Source organism: Pseudomonas sp. F220, assembly GCF_057813935.1.
Window position 1 is genome coordinate 111,449 of the sequence record NZ_JBVASJ010000004.1, and the last position, 22,077, is coordinate 133,525.

General features: G+C 58.6%; 22 protein-coding genes, 1 tRNA gene and 2 pseudogenes. 11 read left to right on the forward strand and 14 right to left on the reverse strand.

Annotated features, from left to right (window positions below; translation table 11 throughout):
* Positions 1 to 11 precede the first annotated feature (11 nt).
* The 9 genes and pseudogenes from ACZYSM_RS05760 to ACZYSM_RS05800 form a co-directional block, all read right to left on the reverse strand.
* Positions 12 to 314, reverse strand: a complete 303-nt coding sequence (locus tag ACZYSM_RS05760; RefSeq protein ID WP_489069747.1) for a hypothetical protein — start codon at positions 312 to 314, stop codon at positions 12 to 14.
* A 58-nt stretch (positions 315 to 372) separates the two neighbouring features.
* Positions 373 to 606 (reverse strand): hypothetical protein, encoded by a 234-nt coding sequence (locus ACZYSM_RS05765; protein WP_489069749.1) that lies wholly within the window; start codon positions 604 to 606, stop codon positions 373 to 375.
* A 117-nt stretch (positions 607 to 723) separates the two neighbouring features.
* Positions 724 to 3,390, reverse strand: a complete 2,667-nt coding sequence (locus tag ACZYSM_RS05770) for an excinuclease ABC subunit UvrA (protein ID WP_489069751.1) — start codon at positions 3,388 to 3,390, stop codon at positions 724 to 726.
* 63 nt (positions 3,391 to 3,453) lie between these two features.
* A pseudogene (locus tag ACZYSM_RS05775) lies at positions 3,454 to 3,685 on the reverse strand (GntR family transcriptional regulator); the annotation flags it as partial.
* A gap of 106 nt (positions 3,686 to 3,791) precedes the next feature.
* The gene (locus ACZYSM_RS05780) at positions 3,792 to 6,890 is read right to left on the reverse strand and encodes an error-prone DNA polymerase (RefSeq protein WP_489069753.1); all 3,099 of its coding nucleotides are present in this window, start codon (positions 6,888 to 6,890) and stop codon (positions 3,792 to 3,794) included.
* Positions 6,866 to 8,281 (reverse strand): Y-family DNA polymerase, encoded by a 1,416-nt coding sequence (locus tag ACZYSM_RS05785; RefSeq protein ID WP_489069755.1) that lies wholly within the window; start codon positions 8,279 to 8,281, stop codon positions 6,866 to 6,868. The genes ACZYSM_RS05780 and ACZYSM_RS05785 overlap by 25 nt, the downstream gene beginning before the upstream one ends.
* A 7-nt stretch (positions 8,282 to 8,288) precedes the next feature.
* Positions 8,289 to 8,906 carry a translesion DNA synthesis-associated protein ImuA gene (gene imuA, locus ACZYSM_RS05790; protein WP_489069757.1) on the reverse strand — a complete coding sequence of 206 codons (618 nt, stop codon included), beginning with the start codon at positions 8,904 to 8,906 and terminating at the stop codon, positions 8,289 to 8,291.
* Positions 8,906 to 9,523, reverse strand: coding sequence for a transcriptional repressor LexA (lexA, locus tag ACZYSM_RS05795; protein ID WP_489069759.1), 618 nt, complete (start codon positions 9,521 to 9,523; stop codon positions 8,906 to 8,908). Before lexA ends, imuA begins: the two co-directional genes overlap by 1 nt.
* 235 nt (positions 9,524 to 9,758) lie before the next feature.
* On the reverse strand, positions 9,759 to 10,646 hold the full coding sequence (locus tag ACZYSM_RS05800) for a Dyp-type peroxidase (RefSeq protein ID WP_489069761.1): 888 nt from the start codon (positions 10,644 to 10,646) through the stop codon (positions 9,759 to 9,761).
* A gap of 271 nt (positions 10,647 to 10,917) precedes the next feature.
* Here ACZYSM_RS05800 and ACZYSM_RS05805 point away from each other — a divergent pair, with 271 nt between their 5' ends.
* Entirely contained in the window at positions 10,918 to 12,543 is a 1,626-nt protein-coding gene (locus ACZYSM_RS05805) for an NADP-dependent glyceraldehyde-3-phosphate dehydrogenase (protein WP_489069763.1), read from the forward strand.
* 46 nt (positions 12,544 to 12,589) lie between these two features.
* A complete protein-coding gene (locus ACZYSM_RS05810; protein ID WP_489069765.1) occupies positions 12,590 to 13,669 on the forward strand; it encodes an FUSC family protein in 1,080 nt (359 codons plus the stop codon).
* A gap of 7 nt (positions 13,670 to 13,676) precedes the next feature.
* Here the strand turns inward: ACZYSM_RS05810 and ACZYSM_RS05815 are convergent, their stop codons facing one another.
* Entirely contained in the window at positions 13,677 to 14,570 is an 894-nt protein-coding gene (locus ACZYSM_RS05815) for a DMT family transporter (protein ID WP_489069767.1), read from the reverse strand.
* A gap of 132 nt (positions 14,571 to 14,702) precedes the next feature.
* Here ACZYSM_RS05815 and ACZYSM_RS05820 point away from each other — a divergent pair, with 132 nt between their 5' ends.
* The gene (locus tag ACZYSM_RS05820) at positions 14,703 to 15,140 is read left to right on the forward strand and encodes an Lrp/AsnC family transcriptional regulator (RefSeq protein WP_489069769.1); all 438 of its coding nucleotides are present in this window, start codon (positions 14,703 to 14,705) and stop codon (positions 15,138 to 15,140) included.
* Between the two features lie 98 nt (positions 15,141 to 15,238).
* Here ACZYSM_RS05820 and ACZYSM_RS05825 read toward each other — a convergent pair whose 3' ends face one another.
* Positions 15,239 to 15,910: a Bax inhibitor-1/YccA family protein gene (locus ACZYSM_RS05825; RefSeq protein ID WP_123425923.1), complete on the reverse strand. Its 672-nt coding sequence runs from the start codon at positions 15,908 to 15,910 to the stop codon at positions 15,239 to 15,241.
* Between the two features lie 124 nt (positions 15,911 to 16,034).
* Between ACZYSM_RS05825 and ACZYSM_RS05830 the strand changes: the two genes are divergently transcribed.
* From ACZYSM_RS05830 to ACZYSM_RS05845, 4 genes are all read left to right on the forward strand, one after another.
* Positions 16,035 to 16,122 (forward strand) — tRNA-Ser (locus tag ACZYSM_RS05830).
* 612 nt (positions 16,123 to 16,734) lie between these two features.
* Positions 16,735 to 17,235, forward strand: coding sequence for a UmoC family flagellar biogenesis regulator (gene umoC / locus ACZYSM_RS05835; protein ID WP_489069771.1), 501 nt, complete (start codon positions 16,735 to 16,737; stop codon positions 17,233 to 17,235).
* 65 nt (positions 17,236 to 17,300) lie between these two features.
* Positions 17,301 to 17,435 (forward strand): hypothetical protein, encoded by a 135-nt coding sequence (locus tag ACZYSM_RS05840; protein WP_489069773.1) that lies wholly within the window; start codon positions 17,301 to 17,303, stop codon positions 17,433 to 17,435.
* Positions 17,436 to 17,699: 264 nt separating this feature from the next.
* The gene (locus ACZYSM_RS05845; protein ID WP_489069775.1) at positions 17,700 to 17,909 is read left to right on the forward strand and encodes a hypothetical protein; all 210 of its coding nucleotides are present in this window, start codon (positions 17,700 to 17,702) and stop codon (positions 17,907 to 17,909) included.
* A gap of 253 nt (positions 17,910 to 18,162) precedes the next feature.
* Here the strand turns inward: ACZYSM_RS05845 and ACZYSM_RS05850 are convergent.
* Positions 18,163 to 18,336, reverse strand: a pseudogene (locus ACZYSM_RS05850) (phage major capsid protein); the annotation flags it as partial.
* A 349-nt stretch (positions 18,337 to 18,685) separates the two neighbouring features.
* Between ACZYSM_RS05850 and ACZYSM_RS05855 the strand changes: the two are divergent.
* From ACZYSM_RS05855 to ACZYSM_RS05865, 3 genes are all read left to right on the forward strand, one after another.
* The gene (locus ACZYSM_RS05855) at positions 18,686 to 19,192 is read left to right on the forward strand and encodes a hypothetical protein (RefSeq protein ID WP_489069777.1); all 507 of its coding nucleotides are present in this window, start codon (positions 18,686 to 18,688) and stop codon (positions 19,190 to 19,192) included.
* Positions 19,193 to 19,201: 9 nt separating this feature from the next.
* Positions 19,202 to 19,738: a DUF5384 family protein gene (locus tag ACZYSM_RS05860; protein WP_489069779.1), complete on the forward strand. Its 537-nt coding sequence runs from the start codon at positions 19,202 to 19,204 to the stop codon at positions 19,736 to 19,738.
* Between the two features lie 832 nt (positions 19,739 to 20,570).
* On the forward strand, positions 20,571 to 20,810 hold the full coding sequence (locus tag ACZYSM_RS05865) for a hypothetical protein (protein WP_489069781.1): 240 nt from the start codon (positions 20,571 to 20,573) through the stop codon (positions 20,808 to 20,810).
* 76 nt (positions 20,811 to 20,886) lie between these two features.
* Here ACZYSM_RS05865 and ACZYSM_RS05870 read toward each other — a convergent pair whose 3' ends face one another.
* Together ACZYSM_RS05870 and ACZYSM_RS05875 are read right to left on the reverse strand one after the other, a co-directional pair.
* Positions 20,887 to 21,228, reverse strand: a complete 342-nt coding sequence (locus tag ACZYSM_RS05870; RefSeq protein ID WP_489069783.1) for a DHCW motif cupin fold protein — start codon at positions 21,226 to 21,228, stop codon at positions 20,887 to 20,889.
* Positions 21,229 to 21,358: 130 nt separating this feature from the next.
* Positions 21,359 to 21,613, reverse strand: a complete 255-nt coding sequence (locus ACZYSM_RS05875) for a hypothetical protein (protein ID WP_489069785.1) — start codon at positions 21,611 to 21,613, stop codon at positions 21,359 to 21,361.
* A gap of 99 nt (positions 21,614 to 21,712) precedes the next feature.
* Here ACZYSM_RS05875 and ACZYSM_RS05880 point away from each other — a divergent pair, with 99 nt between their 5' ends.
* Positions 21,713 to 22,042: a DUF6388 family protein gene (locus ACZYSM_RS05880; protein ID WP_489069787.1), complete on the forward strand. Its 330-nt coding sequence runs from the start codon at positions 21,713 to 21,715 to the stop codon at positions 22,040 to 22,042.
* Positions 22,043 to 22,077 lie beyond the last annotated feature (35 nt).

A 22,077-nucleotide genomic window follows, 5' to 3' on the forward strand; every position in this document is an offset into this window, starting at 1 on the left:
TGCGGAGCCTTTCAACGTGGGTTCTTCTGCTTGTCCCGCACTGCTTTTTCGGTTTTTTCACGCACCCGACCAGCGTCGACCGCCGCTTCATCCTTTGGCAGTTCATCAAGACCCGGCTCATCGTCCGGATGAACCGTCATACGTCCTGGACTCAAGGGTTGAGGGGACCTCTGCATCGGGTCATAACCGCCCTGCTGTTCACTGGGGAATTTTGGATGGCTCATAGTCACCTCGCATGGAGCCTGAAAAATCAGCCTCTGAAAATCCGAGGAGTTGGCATTGATGGCCGTTCCATTTCTTTTCAGTCCGGTCATCGAACCAGTCTGGCGGGGTGTGCAGCAATCTGCGCTCCCCGCTCAGGACTTCACAGATTCAGGATTGATTCGTCAACTTGCTGGATATCTGTCTTTTGATCAACACACGCTTCTCCTTGAGCTTTCTCAGTTCATCATCAGCGAGCGCCGCAGCCTCGGCCTTCAGCACATCGGCATCAATGCGTGTGTATTGATCGAGCAACGAGTGGAGATGGGGGTCATTGGCGCGCTTTTGTTGAATGTCTTCCTTCGTGCAGCCCAAATCCTGATAAAGGTCATGGTTCACCGGCATGGAACACCTCCGTTTGTTGATCGGTGGCAACCGCGTTTTATCGCGATCACCAGCTATCAGCATGGCCTTGGTTACGCCCTTCTGTCGACCGTCTATCGGACCAGTGGTGCCCCCGACTCACGCCTGTTGCAGCGTTTTCGCCAGAAACGGCGCCGTACGGCTTTTCTTGCTTTTCGCGACCTTGTGCGGTGTACCGCAGGTAACCACTTTACCGCCCAGGTCCCCGGCACCGGGCCCAATGTCGATCACCCAATCGCTTTGGGCGACCACACGCATTTCATGCTCGACGACGATTACCGTGTGCCCGGCCTCCACCAAATGGTTCAGTTGCTCAAGCAAACGGTCGACGTCACGCGGGTGCAAGCCAGTGGTTGGTTCATCGAGGACATACAACGTGGCGCCGCGCTGGCTGCGTTGCAGCTCGGTGGCCAGTTTGATCCGTTGCGCTTCGCCGCCCGACAGTTCGGTCGCGGGCTGGCCGAGACGTAAATAGCCCAGGCCAATATCACGCAAGACCTCCAGAGACCGGCGCACACCAGGCTGCTCGGCGAACACCGCAACCGCCTCTTCCACGGTGAGCTGCAACACTTGGGCGATGTTCAGACCCTGCCAGCTGATCGCCAGGGTTTGTGGGTTGTAGCGCGCGCCGTGGCAGGTCGGACACGGCGCATAGACGCTGGGCATGAACAACAATTCGACACTGACAAAACCTTCGCCCTCGCAGGTCAGGCAGCGACCTTTGGCGACGTTGAAGGAGAACTGGCCGGCGTCGTAGTGATGTGCCTGGGCCTCGGGGGTCGCGGCGAACAACTTGCGCACGTTGTCGAACAGCCCGGTGTAGGTCGCCAGGTTCGAGCGAGGCGTACGTCCAATGGGTTTTTGGTCGACCTGCACCAGACGCTTTATGGATTCGAGACCGGCAGTCACTTGTCCGCCGCTGGTTTGCGGCGCATCGTCCTCAAGGCTCAACTCTTCCGGCTCGGCATTGCTCACGGCCCGCCCCAGGTGCGCGCCGACCAGTTCCAGCAACGCCTGGCTGACCAGGCTCGATTTGCCGGAACCAGACACACCGGTCACTGCAGCAAAGCAGCCCAAAGGAAATTCGACGCTGAGATTATTCAGGTTGTTACGGCTGATGCCTTCCAACCGCAACCAGCCGCTCGCCTCTCGACAGGTGCGTTGTTGCGCACGCTGCTCGGCGAACAGATACGCACGGGTCTGCGACACCTGGACCTCAGCCAGACCGGCCGGCGGCCCGCTGTACAGCACCCGGCCGCCATGTTCGCCGGCAGCCGGGCCAACATCGATCAGCCAGTCCGCGCGGCGCATGGTTTCCAGATCATGCTCGACCACGAATAACGAATTGCCCGCCGCTTTCAAGCGCTGCAAGGCTTCAAATAGCGCTTCACCGTCCGCCGGATGCAAACCGGCCGAGGGTTCGTCCAGCACATAGATCACGCCAAACAACTGAGAGCCCAGTTGAGTGGCCAACCGCAACCGCTGCAACTCGCCGGATGACAGGGTCGGCGTGCTGCGTTCCAGTGCCAGATAACCCAGCCCGAGGTCCGTCAGCGTGCTGACCCGCTCCAGCAGATCCTGAGCGATGCGTTGCGCGGCCAGGCGTTTTTCCAAGGACAGGTTTGGCGTGTGACGGACATCCGGAGCGCCAGCATGGGCCATGCCGCCATGGGCAACACGCTGCTCGCGCGCCTCGCGGGTCTGGCTGTGGCTCAACACTTCACCGACATCATCGGCGTGTTCAAGGAAGCTCTGCGCGGCGACCGGTTTCAACACTTCGGCCACTTGCAGCAACGGCATTTGCGACAACTCGCCGATATCGAAACCGGCGAAGGTCACTGACAGTGCTTCGCGCTTGAGACGCTTGCCGGCACACAACGGGCATGGGCTGCCCAGCATGAATTGCGCTACGCGCTTTTTCATCAAGGCGCTTTGCGAGTGGGTGAAGGTGTGCAGAACGTAGCGCCGCGCACCGCTGAAGGTGCCTTGATAGCTGGGTTCCAGCTTACGTTTGAGGGCCTGCCGGGTTTGTTCCGGGGTCAATCCGGCATACACCGGAACGGTCGGTTGCTCATCGGTGAAGAGAATCCAGTCGCGCTGCTTTTTTGGCAGGTCGCGCCAGGGAATGTCCACGTCATAACCGAGGGTCACCAGAATGTCCCGCAGGTTCTGTCCTTGCCACGCCATCGGCCAGGACGCTACGGCACGCTGGCGGATGGTCCGGCTTGGGTCCGGCACCATCGATGCTTCGGTCACTTCATAGACCCGACCGAGGCCGTGACACTCCGCACAGGCGCCTTGGGGCGTGTTCGGCGAGAAGTCTTCGGCATAGAGCATCGGTTGCCCCTGCGGATAGCTGCCGGCCCGGGAATACAGCATGCGAATCAGGCTCGACAGCGTGGTGACGCTGCCCACCGAAGAACGTGTACTCGGTGTGCCTCGTTGCTGTTGCAGGGCCACCGCCGGTGGCAAGCCTTCGATGGAATCCACATCCGGCACACCCACCTGGTCGATCAACCGCCGCGCGTAAGGCGCCACGGATTCGAAATAGCGCCGCTGCGCTTCGGCGTACAAGGTTGAGAACGCCAGCGAGGACTTTCCGGAACCAGAGACCCCGGTAAAAACCACCAACGCATCCCGGGGAATGTCCACGTCGACATTCTGCAAATTGTGCTCTCGGGCACCACGCACTTTGACGAAGCCTGAACTGTTCGACACACGAGTGGGAAGGCCTTGGGCGGGTGGGTTGTTTTGCTGAGAAGTCATGGTCCCGCCTTGTTTGTGAATGCCGGGTAGCAGACATCGAGGGGCCAGCGGCAGGCCAGGATTTCAAACCTCGATCAAATGCTTGAGCGGATGGTACTCAGACTTCAGGGTCGCGGCGACATCCAAAATGGCCTTTTCAATGCCGTTCAGGTGCATGCAGGTCAACTCGATGGCCGCGAGATCAGCTTGCGGAACCAGTCCAGCAGCACCGGATTGTTCAGGGTTTGCGCGAGTCCTGAGTGGCGGCGGTATCCCGTCGACGGCAGAGCTCGCTGACGATGCCAATCTCGATCAACCCGAACCCGCGATTATTCTGACCTGCCGACGAGGTCGCTGCAGGCGTGAAACGATGAGCTGGGGAGGGAACGGTTTTGGCCGGGTGTTAAATAGATCATCTGTTCTCAGCGAAAATCCCGGCTACGGACACTGATCCCCGTCAGCAACGAACTCAGATCACTCAACCGCCCGGCAATCAAATGCCGGACCTCGCCTTCGGTCTCCAGTGTACCGTCGACTTTCAACAACTGCGAACCCACCAGCACCTGACGTTGACGTTCAGCCAGATCACGCCAGACCACCACGTTGACGTTGCCGAACTCGTCTTCCAGGGTGACGAAGGTCACGCCGCTGGCGGTTCCCGGGCGTTGTCGGCCGGTGACCAACCCGGCAACGCTGACATTGCGCCCATGCTCGACCTCCAGTAATTCCCGCGAGCTGCTGCAGCGCCGGGCTTTCAATTCGCCCCGCAGCAAGGCCAGCGGATGCGGGCCCAAGGTCGTGCCGACGCTGGCGTAGTCCGCTTGCAAGTCTTCACCCACAGTAGGCTTGGGCAAGGTCACGATGGGCTCTTCCTGACTCGGCAAACCCGCAAACAATCCCAGCTGTTTCTGCACCCCAGCCACCTCCCAGCGCGCCCGATGGCGATCCCCGGCCAACCCGCGCAAAGCCCCGGCGTCGGCCAGTTGCTCCTGAGCCCTGGAGTCGAGTCGAGCCCGTTCACCCAGATCGGCGATATCGATAAACTCACAGGCCAAGCGTGCCGTTTCAATGCGCCGGGCATCGTCCTCGCGAAAGCCCCGGATCATCCGCAGCCCCATGCGAATCGCCGGCTGCCCACCGTGGATCGGTTCCAGACTGCAATCCCAATCACTGGCCCGCACGTCCACCGGACGGATCTGCAAATGATGCCGACGGGCGTCCTGAAGAATCTGATCCGGACTATAGAAACCCATCGGCCAACTGTTGATCAGCGCACAGGCAAAGGCCGCCGGTTCGTGGCATTTCAACCAACAACTGGCGTAGGTCAGCAAGGCGAAACTGGCGGCGTGGGACTCGGGAAAACCGTAGCTGCCAAAGCCCTTGATCTGCTCGAAGATCTGCGCGGCAAACTCTTCCGTATAGTGGTTTTTCAGCATGCCGTCTTTGAGGCGTTTCTGATGCGGTTCCAGACCACCGTGACGTTTCCAGGCGGCCATGGCACGACGCAGCTGATCGGCTTCGCCGGGGCTGTAATCGGCGGCAACAATCGCAATCTGCATGACCTGCTCTTGAAACAGCGGCACCCCCAGCGTGCGCTCCAATACGATTTCCAATTCCTCGGATGGGTAAGTCACTTTCTCCTCGCCTTTGCGCCGCCGTAAGTACGGATGCACCATCCCGCCCTGAATCGGACCGGGACGGACGATAGCCACCTCGATCACCAGGTCGTAAAACTTCACTGGTTTGAGCCTGGGCAGCATCGACATCTGTGCCCGGGATTCGATCTGGAAGACGCCGATGGTGTCGGCACGACCGATCATTTCGTAGGTTTTCGGGTCCTCTTTTGGCACATCCGCCAGGGTCAGATCCAGATCACGATGACGGCGCAGCAGATCGAAACAGCGGCGAATGGCACTGAGCATGCCGAGGGCGAGAATATCGACCTTGAGCAGACCGACCATGTCCAGATCGTCCTTGTCCCACTGGATAATCGTACGCTCGGCCATGGCCGCATTTTCCACCGGCACCAGAGTGTCCAGCGGTTGCTCGGAAATCACGAAACCGCCCGGGTGCTGGGACAGATGCCGGGGGAAGCCGATCAGTTGCCCGGTCAGGCTCAGCACCCGGCGCAACACCGGGCTGTCCGGGTCGAAACCGCCCTCACGCAGGCGCTCCACAGAAGGTGGTTCGTCGCTCCAGTGTCCGCAACAATCGGCCAGCGCATTGACCTGATCCGGCGGCAAGCCAAGCGCCTTGGCCACATCCCGCACCGCGCCGGCGCCATGGTAGGTGCTGACAACCGCCGTAAGCGCCGCGCGGGTGCGGCCATAGCGCTGAAACACGTACTGCAACACCTCTTCACGGCGCTCGTGCTCGAAATCCACATCGATGTCCGGCGGCTCGTTGCGTTCTTTGGAGAGGAAGCGCTCGAACAGCATGTTCATCAGACTGGGGTCGATTTCGGTGATGCCCAAGGCATAACACACCGCCGAGTTGGCCGCCGAACCACGACCCTGGCAGAGAATCTTTCGATCACGCGCAAAGCGCACAATGTCGTGAACAGTGAGGAAGTAACTCTCGTACCCCATCTCGCTGATCAGCTTCAGCTCTTTTTCGATCAGCGCCAGCACTTTGTCCTCCGCGCCTTCAGGCCAGCGCCAACGCATGCCCCTCTCAGTCAGTACACGCAACCAGGAGGCTGGCGTCTGACCTTCAGGCACCAGTTCACGCGGGTACTGGTAGCGCAATTGGCCGAGGTCGAACGTGCAGCGCCGGGCAATGCGCGCTGACTCTTCAAGCAGTTGCCGCGGATAAAGTTCCTGCAAGGCATCAAGGCTGCGCAAGTGCCGTTCGCCGTTGGGGTGCAGGCGTTGCCCGGCCTCGGCGACACGAACGTGATGACGGATCGCGGTCATGGTGTCCTGCAAGGCTCGGCGCCCACGGGCGTGCATGTGCACATCACCGCTGGCCACCGCCGGAATATCCAGTGCAGCGGACAAGGCCAGCAAACCTGCCAGCCGTCGGGCATCGTTCTGACCGCAGTGCAGTTCGACGGCCAGCCACAGCCGGTCGCCGAAGACCTTGCGCAACCAGCGCCCTTCCCCGTCAGCCTCAAGGGTATCGGGCATCCACAATGCCAGCAGCCCCGGTAGCGGCTCGTTGAAGTCCTCGCGCAGCACCTGATATTGGCCCTTATCCGCCCGACGTCGGGCTCGGGTGATGAGTCGGCAAAGCGTCTGATAGCCCTCAAGATTCTCCACCAAGAGCACCAGTTTCGGGCCATTTTCGATGCGCATTTCGCTGCCGATAATCAGCGGCAACTCCACCTCTTTAGCGGCTTGCCAGGCGCGGACGATACCGGCAAGAGTGCATTCATCAGTGATCGCCAACGCTTGATAGCCCTGACGCTTGGCCCGTTCGAACAGTTCGCGGGCACTGGAGGCACCGAGCTGGAAACTGAAATTCGACAGGCAGTGCAGTTCGGCATAGTCGACGCTCATGCGAACCAGCCTTGCAGCCACAAAGGCCCGGCATCGCCCACCGTGCGGTAGGCCCAGGCCTGCTGGCCGGAGCGGGTTTCAATCAGGTAGTAATCGCGACGCACATCGCCGCCATCCCACCAACCGGTCTCGATCCGTTCCGGCCCCATGAGGATCCGCGCCGCACCTTCGTGCACCAGCTGCGGTTCGGAGAGCAGCCAGCCTGGGCGCTGCACGCCAAGGCTCGGCGGGTACGTCCGGCTATCGGCGCTCGGCTGCCAACTGTGCTCCGGTCGGTGGTCAGCCTGCCAGCGCAGACCGTGCACCGCATCATCCCCCAGCCGTGCTCGCAGGCGTTCGCGCAGTTGCTCCCAAGGCAAGGATTGCTGCGGGCGCTCGTCGAACAGTTCCCGGTGCTGCGCAACGAACCTCGGCAAGTCATGGGCCACCAAGCGAAAGCCCCGAACCGGGGACTCGACTTGTACCTGTTCCAGTCGACCGCGAGCCAACTCGAAGAGCATCGCCGGATCGCGCTCGGCGCTGAGCAAGCCGACCTTGATCTGCGTATCCGGCAACCCGGCATGTTCCAGCAGCAGATCAAAACGCTGCACGCCGCTGTCACGCCCACAGAGAAAAGCCGACAGATCACCGGTGAGCCGGCGCAACGGGAACAGCAACGCCTGATGAGACAAGACATCGAAATTCAGCTCGATGCGCACGTCAAAGCGGTCCGGCGGCAGGTAAAACGCCAGGGCCAGCGAGCGGTCTCCCAGCAGCGTGTCGAGGTGCTTGAGCACCTGAGCTTCAAAGCGTCGCGCCAGGGTATGGCGCGGCAACGCCTGTACCTGACTCAAGGTCCGCAAGCCCATGCGCGACAAGGCCGTGGCGACGTCCTGCTCCAGCCCGACCCGGTCGATGGGCATCTGCCCCATAACCTGACGCAATGTTTCATTGTCCTGCACCGCCAAGCCGTCGTAAGCGTTAGCCAGGACCCGTGCGGCCGCCGGATTGGGTGCGGCGACGATGCGATGGCGAAAGCCCAGTTCCGTGAGTTCCGCCCGCAGCCGTGCCTCGAACTGCGGCCAAGGCCCGAACAGACCCAGACTCGATTCGATTTCAAACAGCAAGGCGCGGGGATAAAACACACTGACCTGGGAGCTGAAACGGTAGGCCCAAGCCGCAAGAAATTGCTGCCATTGCTCGATATCGGCAACATCGTATTCGGCGCTGGCAAAGGCTTTGGTCAACGCGTGGGCGGCGGTCAGGGATTGCCCCGGCCGCAGACCGAGCGCCCGAGCAGAGGCGTTCACCGCTTGCAACACCCGGCGCTGCGCAGTGCCCGTCAGCAGCGCCAACGGCTCCTCGGGATCGGGCCGCTGACGCAGCGCAGCATCCAACGCCAATTGTGGGAAGAGTATGCAGACCCAGCGCATGCCAACCTCAATGCCCTGTAGCAAAGGCGATCGGTGCCGAACGGGCCAGGCCGCCACGGCACTTGAGCACCCGCAGTTGTGCGGGCCGAGCATCGATGGCGATCCGCAAGGCGGCCGGCGAAGGATTGATGGCTTCCTTGATTGAGCGATAGGCAAACGCCAGGGTCTGGCCGGTTTCGGCGGCCACTTGCAGACGGCGCAAGGCACGGTCATCGGCTTTCTGCGGCCAGCACAAGACCGCCCCACAACTGCCCGAACGCAGGCATTGCTCGGCCGCCCACAGGGCATCGCGCTCGCTGGCCTGAATCACCGACAACTGACGCAGATCCACGCCAGCGTTCTGCCAGGCCTGCGGATAGGGCACATGAGGCGGCGCCACCAACACAATCCGCTCGCCCTCGGCGGACAACCGCGCCAGGGTCGGCCACACCAGTTGCAACTCACCGATGCCTTGCCCGGCGATGAGAATTTCCGTCAGCGCCGATTCCGGCCAGCCACCCGTGGGCAACGCCGCGTCCAGCGCCCAATGGCCCGTCGGTTGAGGGCTGGCCGGTGGCGCGGCGGGTCGGCCCTTCCAGACATGGCCGCCATTGAACAGCGTGTCCAGAGCAACGACGGCGCCCATCATCCTTGCCTCACCAAACCACAGAACACGCCTTCGATGGCCAGGTCCTGATCGGCGTGCACAACAATGGGCGCATAGGCCGGGTTGCGCGGCAGCAGGCGTACACTGCCTGCGACCCGCTCAAAGCGTTTGATCGTGACTTCACCGTCGAGTCGCGCCACCACAATCTGGCCGCTCTCTGCCTCGGCACTGCGCCGTACCCCCACCAGATCACCGTCGAGAATGCCGTCTTCAATCATCGAATCCCCCTGCACCCGCAGCAGGTAATCCGGAATCCGCGAAAACATCGCCGGGTCCAGCATCAAGCGGCTATGCACCTCGGCATCGGCACCGATTGGCGCACCCGCGGCCACCCGCCCCAGCACCGGAATATCCAGCAGTTCGGGCCGGGGCGGCTGATTCAACAGCCGTATACCCCGCGCCTGGTTGGCGTTGACCTCGATGAAACCGGCTTCGGTCAGGGCCACCACATGCTTGCGCGCCACGCTGCGCGAGGCAAAACCAAAGGCCTCGGCGATCTCGGCGAGGCTCGGTGGCTGGCCTTGTTGCGCGATGCGGTCGCGGATAAAGGTCAGGATGGCAGTACGGCGGGGGCTTAAAGTCGTCATGGAGTACATTTGTACTCCTGTCGGGTTTTTCTGACAAGCGCCGCCAGTCGTCAACAGCATCGGTGCGGGTGGGATCGCCAGGCGAAGATCAAAAGATCGCAGCCTATCAGCAGCTCCTACGCCGACCGTGTACATCCGCGAATTGCGGATGTACACGGTATTTGTAGGAGCTGTCGCAGGCTGCGATCTTTTGGGGGCGCGGCAGACTTGGCTTACAAAGCAGAGGCTTGCGCAAATACGTCACTCAACCGATCCGCAACGCCCGCAGATCAAGATGACCGTCCTTGAGCGGCGGGCACCAGTAATAACCGCCGGTAATCGGCCGGCTCATCCGATAGAGGCCATCAACGATGCCGTCTTCCAGGCCGCTCATGCGCCGCAGCTGTACTTCGAAGGCGTTGAAGGAGTGACCGAAGGCCAGGAACATCAGGCCGGCACGATCACCTTCGATCCACGGCATCGAACGGCGCACGATGAATGCCTCGGGGGTGAAGCTTTCCTGGGCCGTGCGCTTGACGTGAGCGGAGATCGGCGCGTCGTCGAGTTCTTCGTTGTCGCTCTTGCGACGGCCGATGATGTTGTCTTGCTCGTGGGACGGCATCGCATTAAAACCGTTCAGATCATGCTGCCACTGCTGGATCGCGGCGAAGCTGCTGCCCACCAGGCCGTCATCACCCTCGGCCACCAGCGCGGCAGCAATGGCGGCTTCGTCGTGGGGGTTTTCGGTGCCGTCTTCGTAGCCGGTCAGGTCATGGCCGCTCATGTGACGGAAGGCTTCGTTCATCTGCACCAGGCGCAGTGCAGGCGCCAGCGCGACTTCGAGGGCGCGGCTGCGGTTGAGCAACTCGCCGCGATCTTCACCGTGCAGCCAGCACCAGAGCGCGTGCTGGGTCGAAGGGTTGTCGACGCCGACACCGATCATCGCCGGGAACGGTCGCAGCCCTGCCACTTTCGCGCCCAGTGCATTCACCAGCGACTTGCCAAAACCGACTACCGCCGACTTCCCGTCCACCCACTGCATCAGGTTCTCGAGCGCAGCCGGCAATGCCTCGGCGGATTCGAGAGCGAAAAACAGATGGCGTGCCTGAGACGGTACTGGGGTGGCAAGGATGCCCGGCTGGTAGTAACTCATAAGAACTCCTTTAGAAAGCGCGAAGTTTAACCGCCGCGCGGGGCCTGTGCGTACGGTTTCAACGAGAATGAAGTTTTCAACATTCTGTGGCAGCCTCAATTGGCCGATTAAGTCGGCATTGAGCTAGCGTTGAACAGACTTGGACGGATGGGACATGACAACCCCTGCCTGGATCAGGTAAAACGATTCAGCAATGCTGATCGAAGCGCGCATCCGGCGCTCCGAGATAACCCACCTTATCTGCATCACCCAATCCATACGGGGTAGCGTCATGACTACAGATAACATTCTCGAGAACCTGTTCCCCAGCGCCGCGGACATCCCGGAAAAATACCGCCTCAACGGCCAGATCGAACAGCGCGAATACCTCGTCGATGGTGTGTTACAAATTTGGCCCGGCCCACTTGCGCTGGTGCGTAGCCCGGTCTACCTGGTCAGTGACAACGCTGATGAACAAGTCATCCTCGGCAGCACTCCGCTGCTGGATGCCTCGACAGCGTTGACCGCCCTGGATGCTGCCGTTCGTGCCTACGACAAAGGTCAGGGAAATTGGCCAACGATGCGTGTCGCCGAACGTATCCAGCATGTCGAAGCCTTCCTCGGTCGCATGCGCGAACAGCGTGAAGCGGTGGTCAAACTGCTGATGTGGGAGATCGGAAAAAATCTCAAGGACTCGGAAAAAGAGTTCGATCGCACTTGTGATTACATTGTCGACACCATCAATGCCCTCAAGGAGCTGGACCGTCGTTCAAGCCGCTTCGAGCTCGAACAGGACACCCTCGGCCAGATCCGTCGTGTACCGATGGGCGTGGCGCTGTGCATGGGGCCTTACAACTATCCGCTGAACGAGACCTTTACCACGCTGATTCCAGCCTTGATCATGGGCAACACCGTGGTATTCAAACCGGCCAAGCTGGGCGTGTTGTTGATTCGTCCACTGCTGGAAGCCTTCCGCGACAGTTTCCCGGCGGGTGTGATCAACGTGATCTACGGCAGCGGCCGGGAAACCGTCAGCGCGCTGATGGCCAGCGGCAAGGTCGATATCTTTGCCTTTATCGGTACCAACAAGGCCGCCAGTGACCTGAAAAAACTGCATCCAAAACCCCACCGTTTGCGCGCAGCCCTGGGACTTGATGCCAAGAACCCTGGCATCGTGCTGCCCGAGGTCGACCTGGACAACGCGGTCAATGAAGCGGTAACCGGTTCACTGTCGTTTAACGGCCAACGTTGTACCGCACTGAAAATCCTCTTCGTCCACGAACAGGTGGTCGAGAGCTTTATCGAAAAATTCAACCGCAAACTCGCCACCCTGAAGCCTGGTATGCCATGGGAAAACGGCGTGGCACTGACGCCGCTCCCGGAATCGGGCAAGGTCGATTATCTGCACTCGCTGGTAGCGGATGCCGTCAGCAAAGGCGCGAAAGTCATGAACGCCCACGGCGGCGAATCTCGAGGATCATTCTTCTATCCTGCGGTGCTCTACCCGGTGACCACCGAGATGCGCGTGTATCAGGAAGAGCAATTCGGCCCGGTGGTGCCCATCGTCCCCTACCGCGATCTGGACACCGTGATCGACTACGTTCTGGAGTCAGACTTTGGCCAACAACTGAGCATCTTTGGCACCAACTCCACCGAGGTCGGACGGCTGGTCGATACTTTCGCCAATCAGGTCGGCCGTATCAATATCAATGCCCAGTGCCAACGTGGGCCGGACACCTTCCCGTTTAATGGCCGGAAAAATTCCGCCGAAGGTACCCTCTCGGTTCACGATGCACTGAGGGTGTTTTCGATCCGCACGCTGGTCGCGACCAAATTCCAGGAGAGCAATAAAGAGCTCATCAGCGACATCATCCGTAATCGTGAGTCGAGCTTTTTGACCACCGATTACATATTCTGAGCACTGAGTTCAAGAACCTACTGAAGAGGAAAATCAGCCAAGCCCGATGAATGACTTGCGATCATCTCGACTGCCACCGTTGCTGCGCCGACTTCTGCGTCCGCTGCTGGACCCTTATCGGCGCTATCGGCATGCCAAACTGATCCACGCTGTGCGGGTTTCATTGGGGCTGCTGGCCACGATCCTGCTGACCACCGGGATCAACCTGCCCCACGGCGAATGGGCCTCGGTGACGATGTTGGTTGTGATCGGCGGGCTGCAGCATCACGGCAATATCGGCAAGAAAGCCGCCGAGCGGGCCACCGGCACCTTGATCGGCGCTGGCGTTGGCCTGTTGCTGGTGGCTCAACAGGCTTACTTTGGGATTCCATGGCTGACCTATCTGGGCATGTCAGTGGTCTGCGGCTTCTTCTCGTATCACGCGATCGGCAAAGGCGGTTATACGGCCTTGCTGTCAGCAATCACGGTGTTCATCGTCGCCGGTCATGGCGACAACCCGGTAACCGACGGCCTCTGGCGAGGGGTCGACATCCTCATCGGTATCGCCCTGGCCTTGGCATTTTCTTTCGCCTTGCCGCTGTACGCGGTCTATTCCTGGCGCTACAACCTGGCGAGCGCGCTGCGCGACTGCGCAACGATCTACGGCCGAATCGTCAGTGGCCAATCGGTCACCGACGACGAACATCTCAAACTGATGAACCGGTTGAACGGCGCGATGGTGCAACTGCGTTCGTTGATGCCATCGGTGTCCAAGGAAGTGCGGATCTCCATGACCGAACTGGACGCCCTTCAGCGTAACTTGCGGATGTGTGTCAGCACCCTGGAGATCCTCGCCAACACCCGACCGGATGCCAGCGATGAACAGGCCATGGCCTCGATGCAACTGGCACTTAAAACAGAACACCGGCAGATCCGCGTGCAATTGATCGGCATGGCCCGCGCTCTGAAGTCCGGAGCCTCACAACGGCTCGAGCGCCCTATTGCTGGTTCGTCGGACGATTCAACATTGAGCGTTCCGGTCTACACCGCATTGGACGGCTACCGGCTGTTGACCCGGCAATTGGCTGCCAATCTCGACGATATGCGCCAACGTCTGGCGAAGACTGCGGTGCACTGGAAGATCTGAAAACCAGTCACTGCGCCGCAGCGCGCCGAAAACCGAGGCTCCAGCCCTGCTGCATGCCCGCCGCAGCGAGCAGAATCGCGATGACGCCCAGCCACTGCATCAGCTCAAGGCGATGGCCGAAGGCGAACCAGTCGACGAAAATCGCCGCAATCGGGTAGATAAACGACAGCGCACCGGTCAGTGCCGTCGGGAGTTTTTGAATCGCACCGTAAAGCAACACGTACATCACTCCGGTGTGCACCACACCGAGTGTCAGCAGGCTGGCCCAGGCGCCAGACTCCTGCGGCAGCGCAGCGATATTCGCCCACGGCGCCAACAACAGAACACCGGTGCAGACCTGAATCAGGGCGATCAAATGCGGTGGAGTGCCGGTCAGACGCTTGATAATCAGTGCAGCGAAGGCATACAGCAGCGCGGCGCCCAGCGCCAGACCGATACCCATCAAGTAATCGCCGCCCGCTGCGCCCTGTTCACCATGAGCGCTGACGATCGCCAACATCCCAAGAAACGACACGCCGAGCCAGAATAATTTCTGCGCAGTGATCTTTTCTCCAAGAAACAGCGCCGCCAACCCCACCAACATAAAGGGTTGAACGTTGTAGACCGCGGTACCGATGGCAATCGAGGCTCGGGAATAAGAGGCAAACAGCAGCACCCAGTTGCCGACAATCGCCACACCGCTGAGCACCGCCAGAATAAAGGTCGTGCGCGTCAAAATACCCGGACGCAAAAACCCCAATACCGCGCAAATCAACAGCAACGTTGCAGCGCCAAACACGCAGCGCCAGAACACCACGTCCAGCACCGGCTGCCCGGATACCAGCACGAACCATCCAATGGTTCCCGAAATCAGCATGGCGGCGGTCATTTCAAACGACCCACGACGTATCGACTTGTCCATCATCAGTCTCCTCAGCAAGAGCCTGAATTATGACAATCCACAGTGAGTCAGCTCCAGCCCCAATAGCAGGCTAAAATCAGTTTCTGCCTTTCTTATCAAGGCATATTGAACCCTTTGCCTAATGAGGTTTGTATGACCGATGACATCGACCAAGTGTTGATCGCCGCCCTTATGGAAGACTCCCGGCGCTCACTCAAAGCCTTGGCGCAAATCAGCGGCCTGTCTTCGCCCAGCGTTGCGGAACGCCTGCGCAGACTCGAAGAGCGCGGCGTGCTCAAGGGTTATACCGTCGAGATAGATCCCAAGTGCTTCGGTTATCAACTCCAGGCCATCGTCCGCATCCGCCCACTGCCCGGCCGGTTGCAGGACGTCGAACGGCAGATCCAGGCAATCCCCGAATTTACCGAATGCGACAAAGTGACGGGCGACGACTGTTTCATTGCTCGCCTGCATGTTCGCTCGATGGAACAACTGGACACCCTGCTCGACCGGCTTAACAGCTACGCGGAAACCAATACTGCCATCGTCAAGAAAACCCCGGTGAAACGGCGATTGCCGCCGATGGGATAAAAACTATATTCCAGCAAGAGAGCGGCGTTATTGCTGAACAGCTTTCACGCAGACAACAAAAAGCCCGCCGAAGCGGGCTTTTTGCTCAAGGCCTGTGATCAATCATCGCGGCTCATGATGCCAAACAGCTGCAACAAGCTGATGAACAGGTTGTAGATCGATACATACAGGCTGATGGTCGCCATGATGTAGTTACGTTCGCCGCCATGGATGATGGCGCTGGTCTGGAACAGAATGCAGACCGAGGAAAACAGCACGAAGCCCGCGCTGATCGCCAGTTGCAGGCCGCTGATCTTGAAGAACATGCCCGCCAGTGTCGCGCCCAGCAGGACGAAGAAACCGGCAGTGATAAAGCCGCCGAGAAAGCTCATGTCCTTGCGGGTGATCAGCACATAGGCGGACAAGCCGCCAAACACCAATGCAGTCATCGCAAAGGCCGAGCTGACCACTTCAGCGCCGCCCTGCATGCCCAGGTAACGATTGAGAATCGGGCCCAGCAGGAAACCCATGAAGCCGGTCAGGGCGAAAGCCGATACCAGGCCCCAGGCCGAGTCACGGAGTTTGTTGGTGAGAAAGAAAAGGCCGTAGAAGCCGATCAGCACTACAAAAACGTTCGGATAGCCGACGCGCATCTGCTGTGCAACGAACGCCATCACGCCGCTAAACGCGAGGGTGAGAGCGAGTAAGCCGTAAGTGTTGCGCAGGACGCGGCTAACCTCTAGCTGCTCAGCCTGCACGCTGTTATTAACTGCGTAATCCTGTTCGCGCATGGCGACACTCCTGTAGGTTTGAAACGTTCAGTCGCAAAGATCATAACAGACGCTCTGTAACAAGCTACGCAGAGAGTTTGACAGTGTGTTTCATTCAGGTATTATGGCGCCCGCAACGCAATACGGAGGTGTGGCCGAGTGGTTTAAGGCAACGGTCTTGAAAACCGTCGACTGTAACAGGTCCATGAGTTCGAATCCCATCGCCTCCGCCATATTTGTACGTTAGAGCCCTGATTTTTCAGGGCTTTTTCGTTTCTGGGGTTTGGATGACGGCTCTACTTTTTCGAGGCGTTACAAAACTTTCTAGTTTTTCCCCCCTTCCTCCGGCGTTCTGCCGACCGCTTCATTTCCCAATCGTGTATCACAACATTTCGGATGCTACGCTGACCTCTTCATGGAGGATTCGCCATGCCAAACTCAGACCTGCTCCCTTCTCCGCTATTCAAAATCAACGAAAGCCAACTCACCCTGGAGGCGGCCATCATGGTGCTCATGCTCTGGGTCGAGCGGCGCGGATCGGCCGAGGTCGCCAGCAGATGGCGGCGCACGAGTCGCGGCCCGATTGCTTGGCATCGATCAGAGCTTGGCCGATACACCCATCCAGGCCCCCTTGGCGGTGATGGATTTGCCGGACGCCGAAACTGTTGCTGATGCTTGTTCTTAGCCGCGTTGAACAGCTTGCCCAGGATGCAGTCAAACAGGCTTGGGACTGTGGGCGCTACTAGACATCAAGGGGCCTAATCCTGCGTACGTAGTACACAATCGACCTAGCATTCAAAGTTGTTTCTGCCCCTCGAAAAATGCTTTCAAAAGGATAGATAAAAATGAGAAACCTCATTTCTGTGGTCGTTGTAGCGACTTCATTTGCCATTGGTACGGCATTCGCTCAAGTACCCGCGAAACCTGATGTGAATCCAATCACAAATGGCGCGGTCAATATGGTAGCTACGCCTACTACCACCGCAGCAAAAACTGCAGAGACCAGTGACTCTCAAGCTGGAGCATTGAACGAGTGCTACAACACCATTGGCGATCAGCCCCGGACAGCGTTGCAGCCTTGCCTTGAGCGTAAGACTCGCGAAGCCACGTCGCAAATGAATATCGCCTACAAAAAAATGGAAGCTAAGACAAAGGAGATCGATTCGAGTGCGACGGCCAAAGCCCTTACCTCGCTGCTCACCTCTCAGAAGGCTTTCGAGAAGTTCAAGGATGCACAGTGTCAGTGGGAAGGTGACTCCGTGATGGGGGGCTCGGGCTCTGGAGATATTTTAAGTTCCTGCAAAGTCGATTTGATCCGCTGGAGAACGAAGCAACTTTCCGATTGAGTTTATTGACATAGGCGACTGGCTATCCCACCAACGAGAACCAGTTCGCCATTGAGGCTGTCATCATGGAGCTGTCGAACTGGGTTGAGGCGCGCGGCTCAGCCGACGTCGCCGATAACGTGCGCGGCGCTCTGGACACCATCGACAAGAATGAAGAGTTCATCAAAATGACGCTTGCGGTACTGATGACGCCCGAGTGACTGCAATTGATCAAAAACACCACACTCGCCCCCCTAGCACCCCATGCTGGGGACTGATTCGACCTAAACCATTGTTTTATAAGAAATACAGTCTCTTTTTAAGGCGGCAAAAAATCTGCTTTTTTGTGGTTTTGCAAACGGTAAGCCGCGGCTTATAGCGGAGGTTTTGCGCACAATTTCTCGGCGTCCTGCCGGCTAACACTCTCCCCCTTGCGAATCAATCACGGCGCCCTGCTACGCTGAAAACTCCACGGAGGATTCGCGATGCCAAACTCAGATCTGCTCCCTTCCCTGCTGTTCAAACTCAACGAAAACCAGCTCGCGCTGGAAGCCGCCATCTTGGAGCTTTCAAACTGGGTCGAGCAACGTGGGGCCGCCGATGTCGCCGACAACGTGCGCGGAGCCTTGGAAGCCATCGATAAAAACGAGGAGTTCATCAAGATGACGCTCGCGGTGATGATGGCGCCGGAGTGAATTTTCGGTGTCAAAGCCTGGGATGCCGTATAAAAATCAAACAAGACCTTTATATTCAAGGTCTTGCGCTACGAATACACCATAAAAGCAGGCAACTTTTTCGACTCTTTAGACCTCAATAAACATTGGTCCAAACGGTTGCGTTTTGGGGAAGAATTCCCTGTAGCGAGCCACCTCTTCCCGGCGCTCTGCCGACCTGAACTCCAAGCCCATAGTTCGCTCCTGCTACGCTGAAAGCTCCACGGAGGATTCACGATACCAGGCCTTGCAGGTTGGCGAACAGATAGCGGTTTTCGCCATCCTTCTGGAGTTCGATGTTCATCCAGTCCAGATCTGACATGACCACAGCATCGGCCGGCAGCCTGGATTGCTTGCGCGCCTGGCAGATTGCACGGCGCACGGTATCAATGGCCGTGTCGGTCGCCTTTGGATGCATCTATATTCAGGGCCGCGAGGTCGCGCTTGATGTCGCGAACCACGTGGTGATGGTGCTTGCCGGTGAGCTCGGCTACACATGTGGCACATTCTGGGCGTGGGACGACACGCCAATCGCCAGGTAAACCCCTCCGCCACTCTCCCACTCAACGCGAAAAACCTGGGCCAGGATTCTGGAACGGTATTTATTTTCCTACCCATCCCAACTTCGTTGGACTTTTAATGATGTCACTGTGACACTAAAGGCAATTTAATACTGACCGTTTTCGTACGCGCAATTTATAGATAAGCGCAAGGAAGCCGTTTTGGCGTTACCCACTGGATGCAAGGAAATGAACCACATGTTCAAGAAAACTCTGGCTGTCATCTCGCTGGCGGCACTGGTTGCCGGCTGCCAATCGACAGGCGAGCAATACCAGGCTGACGTGTTCGATGCCAGCCAGGTAAACACCAAGCAAGAAGCCAAGACCGTCACCATCATTTCGGTGTCCCCGGCCAAGATCAAAGTCAGCAACGAAGCCAACCGCAAGGCAGCGACCCTGGTCGGCGGCCTGATCGGTGCGGTTGGCGGTGGTGCACTGGGTGCGACCCATAACCGTGATACCGCCGTGATCGGCGGTGTAGCCGGTGGCGCCGCCGGTGCCCTGGCAGGCTCGATGGTCAACGACACGACGCTGGTACCAGGCGTGCTGTTGGGCTACTCCGAAGCCGGCAAAATCTACACTTCGACCCAGGTCGGCAAGCCTTGCGAGTTCGCTCCAGGCCAGGTTTCCCTGATGGTGCAGATGCTCAACAACGAGACCCGCATCCAGCCAAACGCCACTTGCCCGCCACCTGCCAAAGCTTAAGAGACCGACATGAAAGGATTCAGCGTTACATTGCTGCTCTCGCTGGTGGCCACACAGGCCTTCGCCCAGTCGCAATTCGACCAACTGCACCAGATCGAAGTCCAGCAGTTGCAAGACGAAGCCACCCGGCAAGCTGACTATCAGCGCCAGGTAGCCGCCGCACAGGCACAAGCCGCCGCGCGCGATGCCACCAACCGCCGCAACCAGCTGGCCGCGCAAAAGCATGCTGCCGAACAGGCTGCTTCCGAACGCCAGGCCAAGGCTCAGGAAAACACCCGCCTTCGCACCCGTGCCGAAAAGGCCGAGGACGAAGACCGAGAGTTCGATATCGAAGAACGCAAGCTGCGTCTGCAGGCGCTCAAGGCCAAGACCGACCGAAGCAACGACTACATCGATGCCGAGCTGCACAACAGCGCCGCCAAGACCGACGTCATCCAGTCCAATGCCGATGCCACGCGCAACGTGAGCTCAGGCTCCAAGGCACTGCTGGAAGACTCGGGCAAAGCCGAGGTCAATCGCTCGACCAAATGGTTTGGCAACAACTGATCGTTGCCGCATCAGACAAAGCCCGCGTCAGCGGGCTTTTTTTGGGTGCGCCCAGCATGGGCGAAATCTTGTGGGTGAAAGTCCCGCCGTGAGCTGACCACAGCGAACGAAGTGAAGCGCAACTGCATGAGGGCGATGAATCAATTTGCGATCCTGTACGGAGATCGATTTATCAGGCCAACCTGGTGAAATTAAGGCCTGCCTGACGGCAGGCCGTTACCGGCCCGCACACAAAAAATCTGACACTCTCTAGGCAGTCCTCTCTCGCCCTCCCCAACATTTCGACGGCAATCGGCAGTACATCTGCCGCCCTCCTACGGTGTCCTGCCGGGCGAACACAATTCACCTTTTCAAACTGAACAAAGCGTCTATCCTCCCTTAAGTCGGCTATGCCTGGATGATCGCCAAGGAGGTGTTCGCAGTGCAGTTTTTCTGGTCTCTATTCGCCCCGCGCCATAACTATCGAAATTACGCACTGATTGATCACAAGGGAGTGTGCCTGGCCTTCAAGCGATGCTGCCTACCACCGCAGAACGGTCACTGGGTGGAAGTCGAAGATTAATGCCTGAACTGGCGTCAATACCCACTTCCGCCCAGTGCGCGCATCCCCCCAAAGGCCGCCGCACACACTCATAGGAAGCTAGTCCACCCCTACAGCTCGTCGCCTCAAATCACTCTCTACGCAGCTGTCGATTACTGTTTATGCAAGCAATATCAGTAAGAGGCAGCACCATGGACAGCGACGAGGCCCCTGACTGAAAAAGCTCAGGGTCCTTGTTCATTTTGTACAGGGGGCGGAGTCTGGCCCAACGTTGACTTTCAGGAGGTCATCATGTGGCTCAACACATCTGAGCAGGACCTAAGGCACGACCTCCAAGGTGTTGCCTCTGATTTGAGGTGGTCGGCTGTCGAACTGATGCGTATCGCTGAAGTATTGAACCAGACTGGAAACGAAGCCGACGCTCAGGCAGCACTGAGAATGTGCCAGGTATTCCAGGCAGGCGAGGACAAGCTAACGGCATACGCCGATGAGGTGAAGGCGCGGATAATCCATCGGACCGAAGCCAATTAGGTGGTCTGGCAGTTGCCCGTCAGTTTGAGACAGGCACGAGAGCAAGCCACCTGCTCCGGTGTCACCGTGCGTGCGCTCAATCCACTATGAATAGTTTTGCGCCCGGACCACTGTAGGATTGATGCGCCTCTGCGTTGTCGCCAACCTGATAGCTCATTCCCGCGGTCAACACGAACTTTCGCCCGTCTTCGAGAGTGGTTTCCAGCTCACCGTCCATACAAAACAGCACATGCCCTTTGTGGCACCAATGGTCCGCGAGGTAGTTCTGGCTGTACTCAACCATGCGCACCCGAATTTGATTAGGCTTGTCACCGAAAAAGCGGGTTCGCCAATAGGCCACCCCGGTCTCTCCCAAATGCTCTGTCCTTTCGATCTCCGCCCAGTTGGTGACGCCAAAAGCGAACGCATCCATTTTCATATTTCTTTTCCTTACGAGTTTTTGGCTAATAGCTTCAGCCATCAGCCTACCACTCACGCCTCCGGAGTCTGCACCGCACCCAAGCTGATGAATGGCTGAGCCGGCTATACCGGCTCAGCCGCTCACGTCACTAGTTTTTTTGAGCGTTTTCAATATCCTGCAAAGCCTGATTGGTCAGGCTTATGCATTTTTGTTTGTCGCCAGCTTTTTGCGCTTTTTCCGCTGCTTTTCGCGTAGCTTGAATTTGACCCAGCATAGGCTGGCCCATCACAGCGGTCGCCTTGTCGTCCCTAATCTTTTTCAGATTGATGGCACATAGATCCTCCGCAGCAAAGAGCGGCGTCGCTACCAGAATTGCAACCATGAACAGAATGGATCGTTTCATAGGACTCTCTCATCTATAAGTGGCATGGAATATCACTATAGATCGTGATAGGTAGTAATGCGTGGCAACACGTAATAAACAAGCAATCAAGGACCTAAGATGGCACCGATCGAGCAGCATCACGAACTGGCTCTGCAGAAATTCCTCGCTGAACACCCTCTCCTCAGGGACGAACTCGATCACCTGAATCCTTTGGCTGCCCAGGCGAAAGGCGAGACGATGGAGCAATACCGAGATGAACGCTTGCACGAAGCGTTTGAGGCCGAGGCTGAACGTCTGGGTTTCTTTGCCTGGGAACTGACGCTGCAACTCACCACCGCAACGCCTGAGGATTTCGAAACCCGCAGGATTGAGGTGCACAAAGAGGTGGCGGAGATGGCCGGGATGGATTGGGCTGAATACTGCCAATTGCATGGGCTCGACACGTGACCGAAAAACGGATCGAACTGCGGCACCCATGAAGG

Coding starts and splice junctions, on each gene's coding strand:
- ACZYSM_RS05760 (WP_489069747.1), bottom strand. CDS start 314: ATGACCGGACTGAAAAGAAATGGAACGGCCATCAATGCCAACTCCTCG.
- ACZYSM_RS05765 (WP_489069749.1), bottom strand. CDS start 606: ATGCCGGTGAACCATGACCTTTATCAGGATTTGGGCTGCACGAAGGAA.
- ACZYSM_RS05770 (WP_489069751.1), bottom strand. CDS start 3,390: ATGACTTCTCAGCAAAACAACCCACCCGCCCAAGGCCTTCCCACTCGT.
- ACZYSM_RS05785 (WP_489069755.1), bottom strand. CDS start 8,281: ATGCGCTGGGTCTGCATACTCTTCCCACAATTGGCGTTGGATGCTGCG.
- imuA (WP_489069757.1), bottom strand. CDS start 8,906: ATGGGCGCCGTCGTTGCTCTGGACACGCTGTTCAATGGCGGCCATGTC.
- lexA (WP_489069759.1), bottom strand. CDS start 9,523: ATGTACTCCATGACGACTTTAAGCCCCCGCCGTACTGCCATCCTGACC.
- ACZYSM_RS05800 (WP_489069761.1), bottom strand. CDS start 10,646: ATGAGTTACTACCAGCCGGGCATCCTTGCCACCCCAGTACCGTCTCAG.
- ACZYSM_RS05805 (WP_489069763.1), top strand. CDS start 10,918: ATGACTACAGATAACATTCTCGAGAACCTGTTCCCCAGCGCCGCGGAC.
- ACZYSM_RS05810 (WP_489069765.1), top strand. CDS start 12,590: ATGAATGACTTGCGATCATCTCGACTGCCACCGTTGCTGCGCCGACTT.
- ACZYSM_RS05815 (WP_489069767.1), bottom strand. CDS start 14,570: ATGGACAAGTCGATACGTCGTGGGTCGTTTGAAATGACCGCCGCCATG.
- ACZYSM_RS05820 (WP_489069769.1), top strand. CDS start 14,703: ATGACCGATGACATCGACCAAGTGTTGATCGCCGCCCTTATGGAAGAC.
- ACZYSM_RS05825 (WP_123425923.1), bottom strand. CDS start 15,910: ATGCGCGAACAGGATTACGCAGTTAATAACAGCGTGCAGGCTGAGCAG.
- umoC (WP_489069771.1), top strand. CDS start 16,735: ATGAGAAACCTCATTTCTGTGGTCGTTGTAGCGACTTCATTTGCCATT.
- ACZYSM_RS05840 (WP_489069773.1), top strand. CDS start 17,301: ATGGAGCTGTCGAACTGGGTTGAGGCGCGCGGCTCAGCCGACGTCGCC.
- ACZYSM_RS05845 (WP_489069775.1), top strand. CDS start 17,700: ATGCCAAACTCAGATCTGCTCCCTTCCCTGCTGTTCAAACTCAACGAA.
- ACZYSM_RS05855 (WP_489069777.1), top strand. CDS start 18,686: ATGTTCAAGAAAACTCTGGCTGTCATCTCGCTGGCGGCACTGGTTGCC.
- ACZYSM_RS05860 (WP_489069779.1), top strand. CDS start 19,202: ATGAAAGGATTCAGCGTTACATTGCTGCTCTCGCTGGTGGCCACACAG.
- ACZYSM_RS05865 (WP_489069781.1), top strand. CDS start 20,571: ATGTGGCTCAACACATCTGAGCAGGACCTAAGGCACGACCTCCAAGGT.
- ACZYSM_RS05870 (WP_489069783.1), bottom strand. CDS start 21,228: ATGAAAATGGATGCGTTCGCTTTTGGCGTCACCAACTGGGCGGAGATC.
- ACZYSM_RS05875 (WP_489069785.1), bottom strand. CDS start 21,613: ATGAAACGATCCATTCTGTTCATGGTTGCAATTCTGGTAGCGACGCCG.
- ACZYSM_RS05880 (WP_489069787.1), top strand. CDS start 21,713: ATGGCACCGATCGAGCAGCATCACGAACTGGCTCTGCAGAAATTCCTC.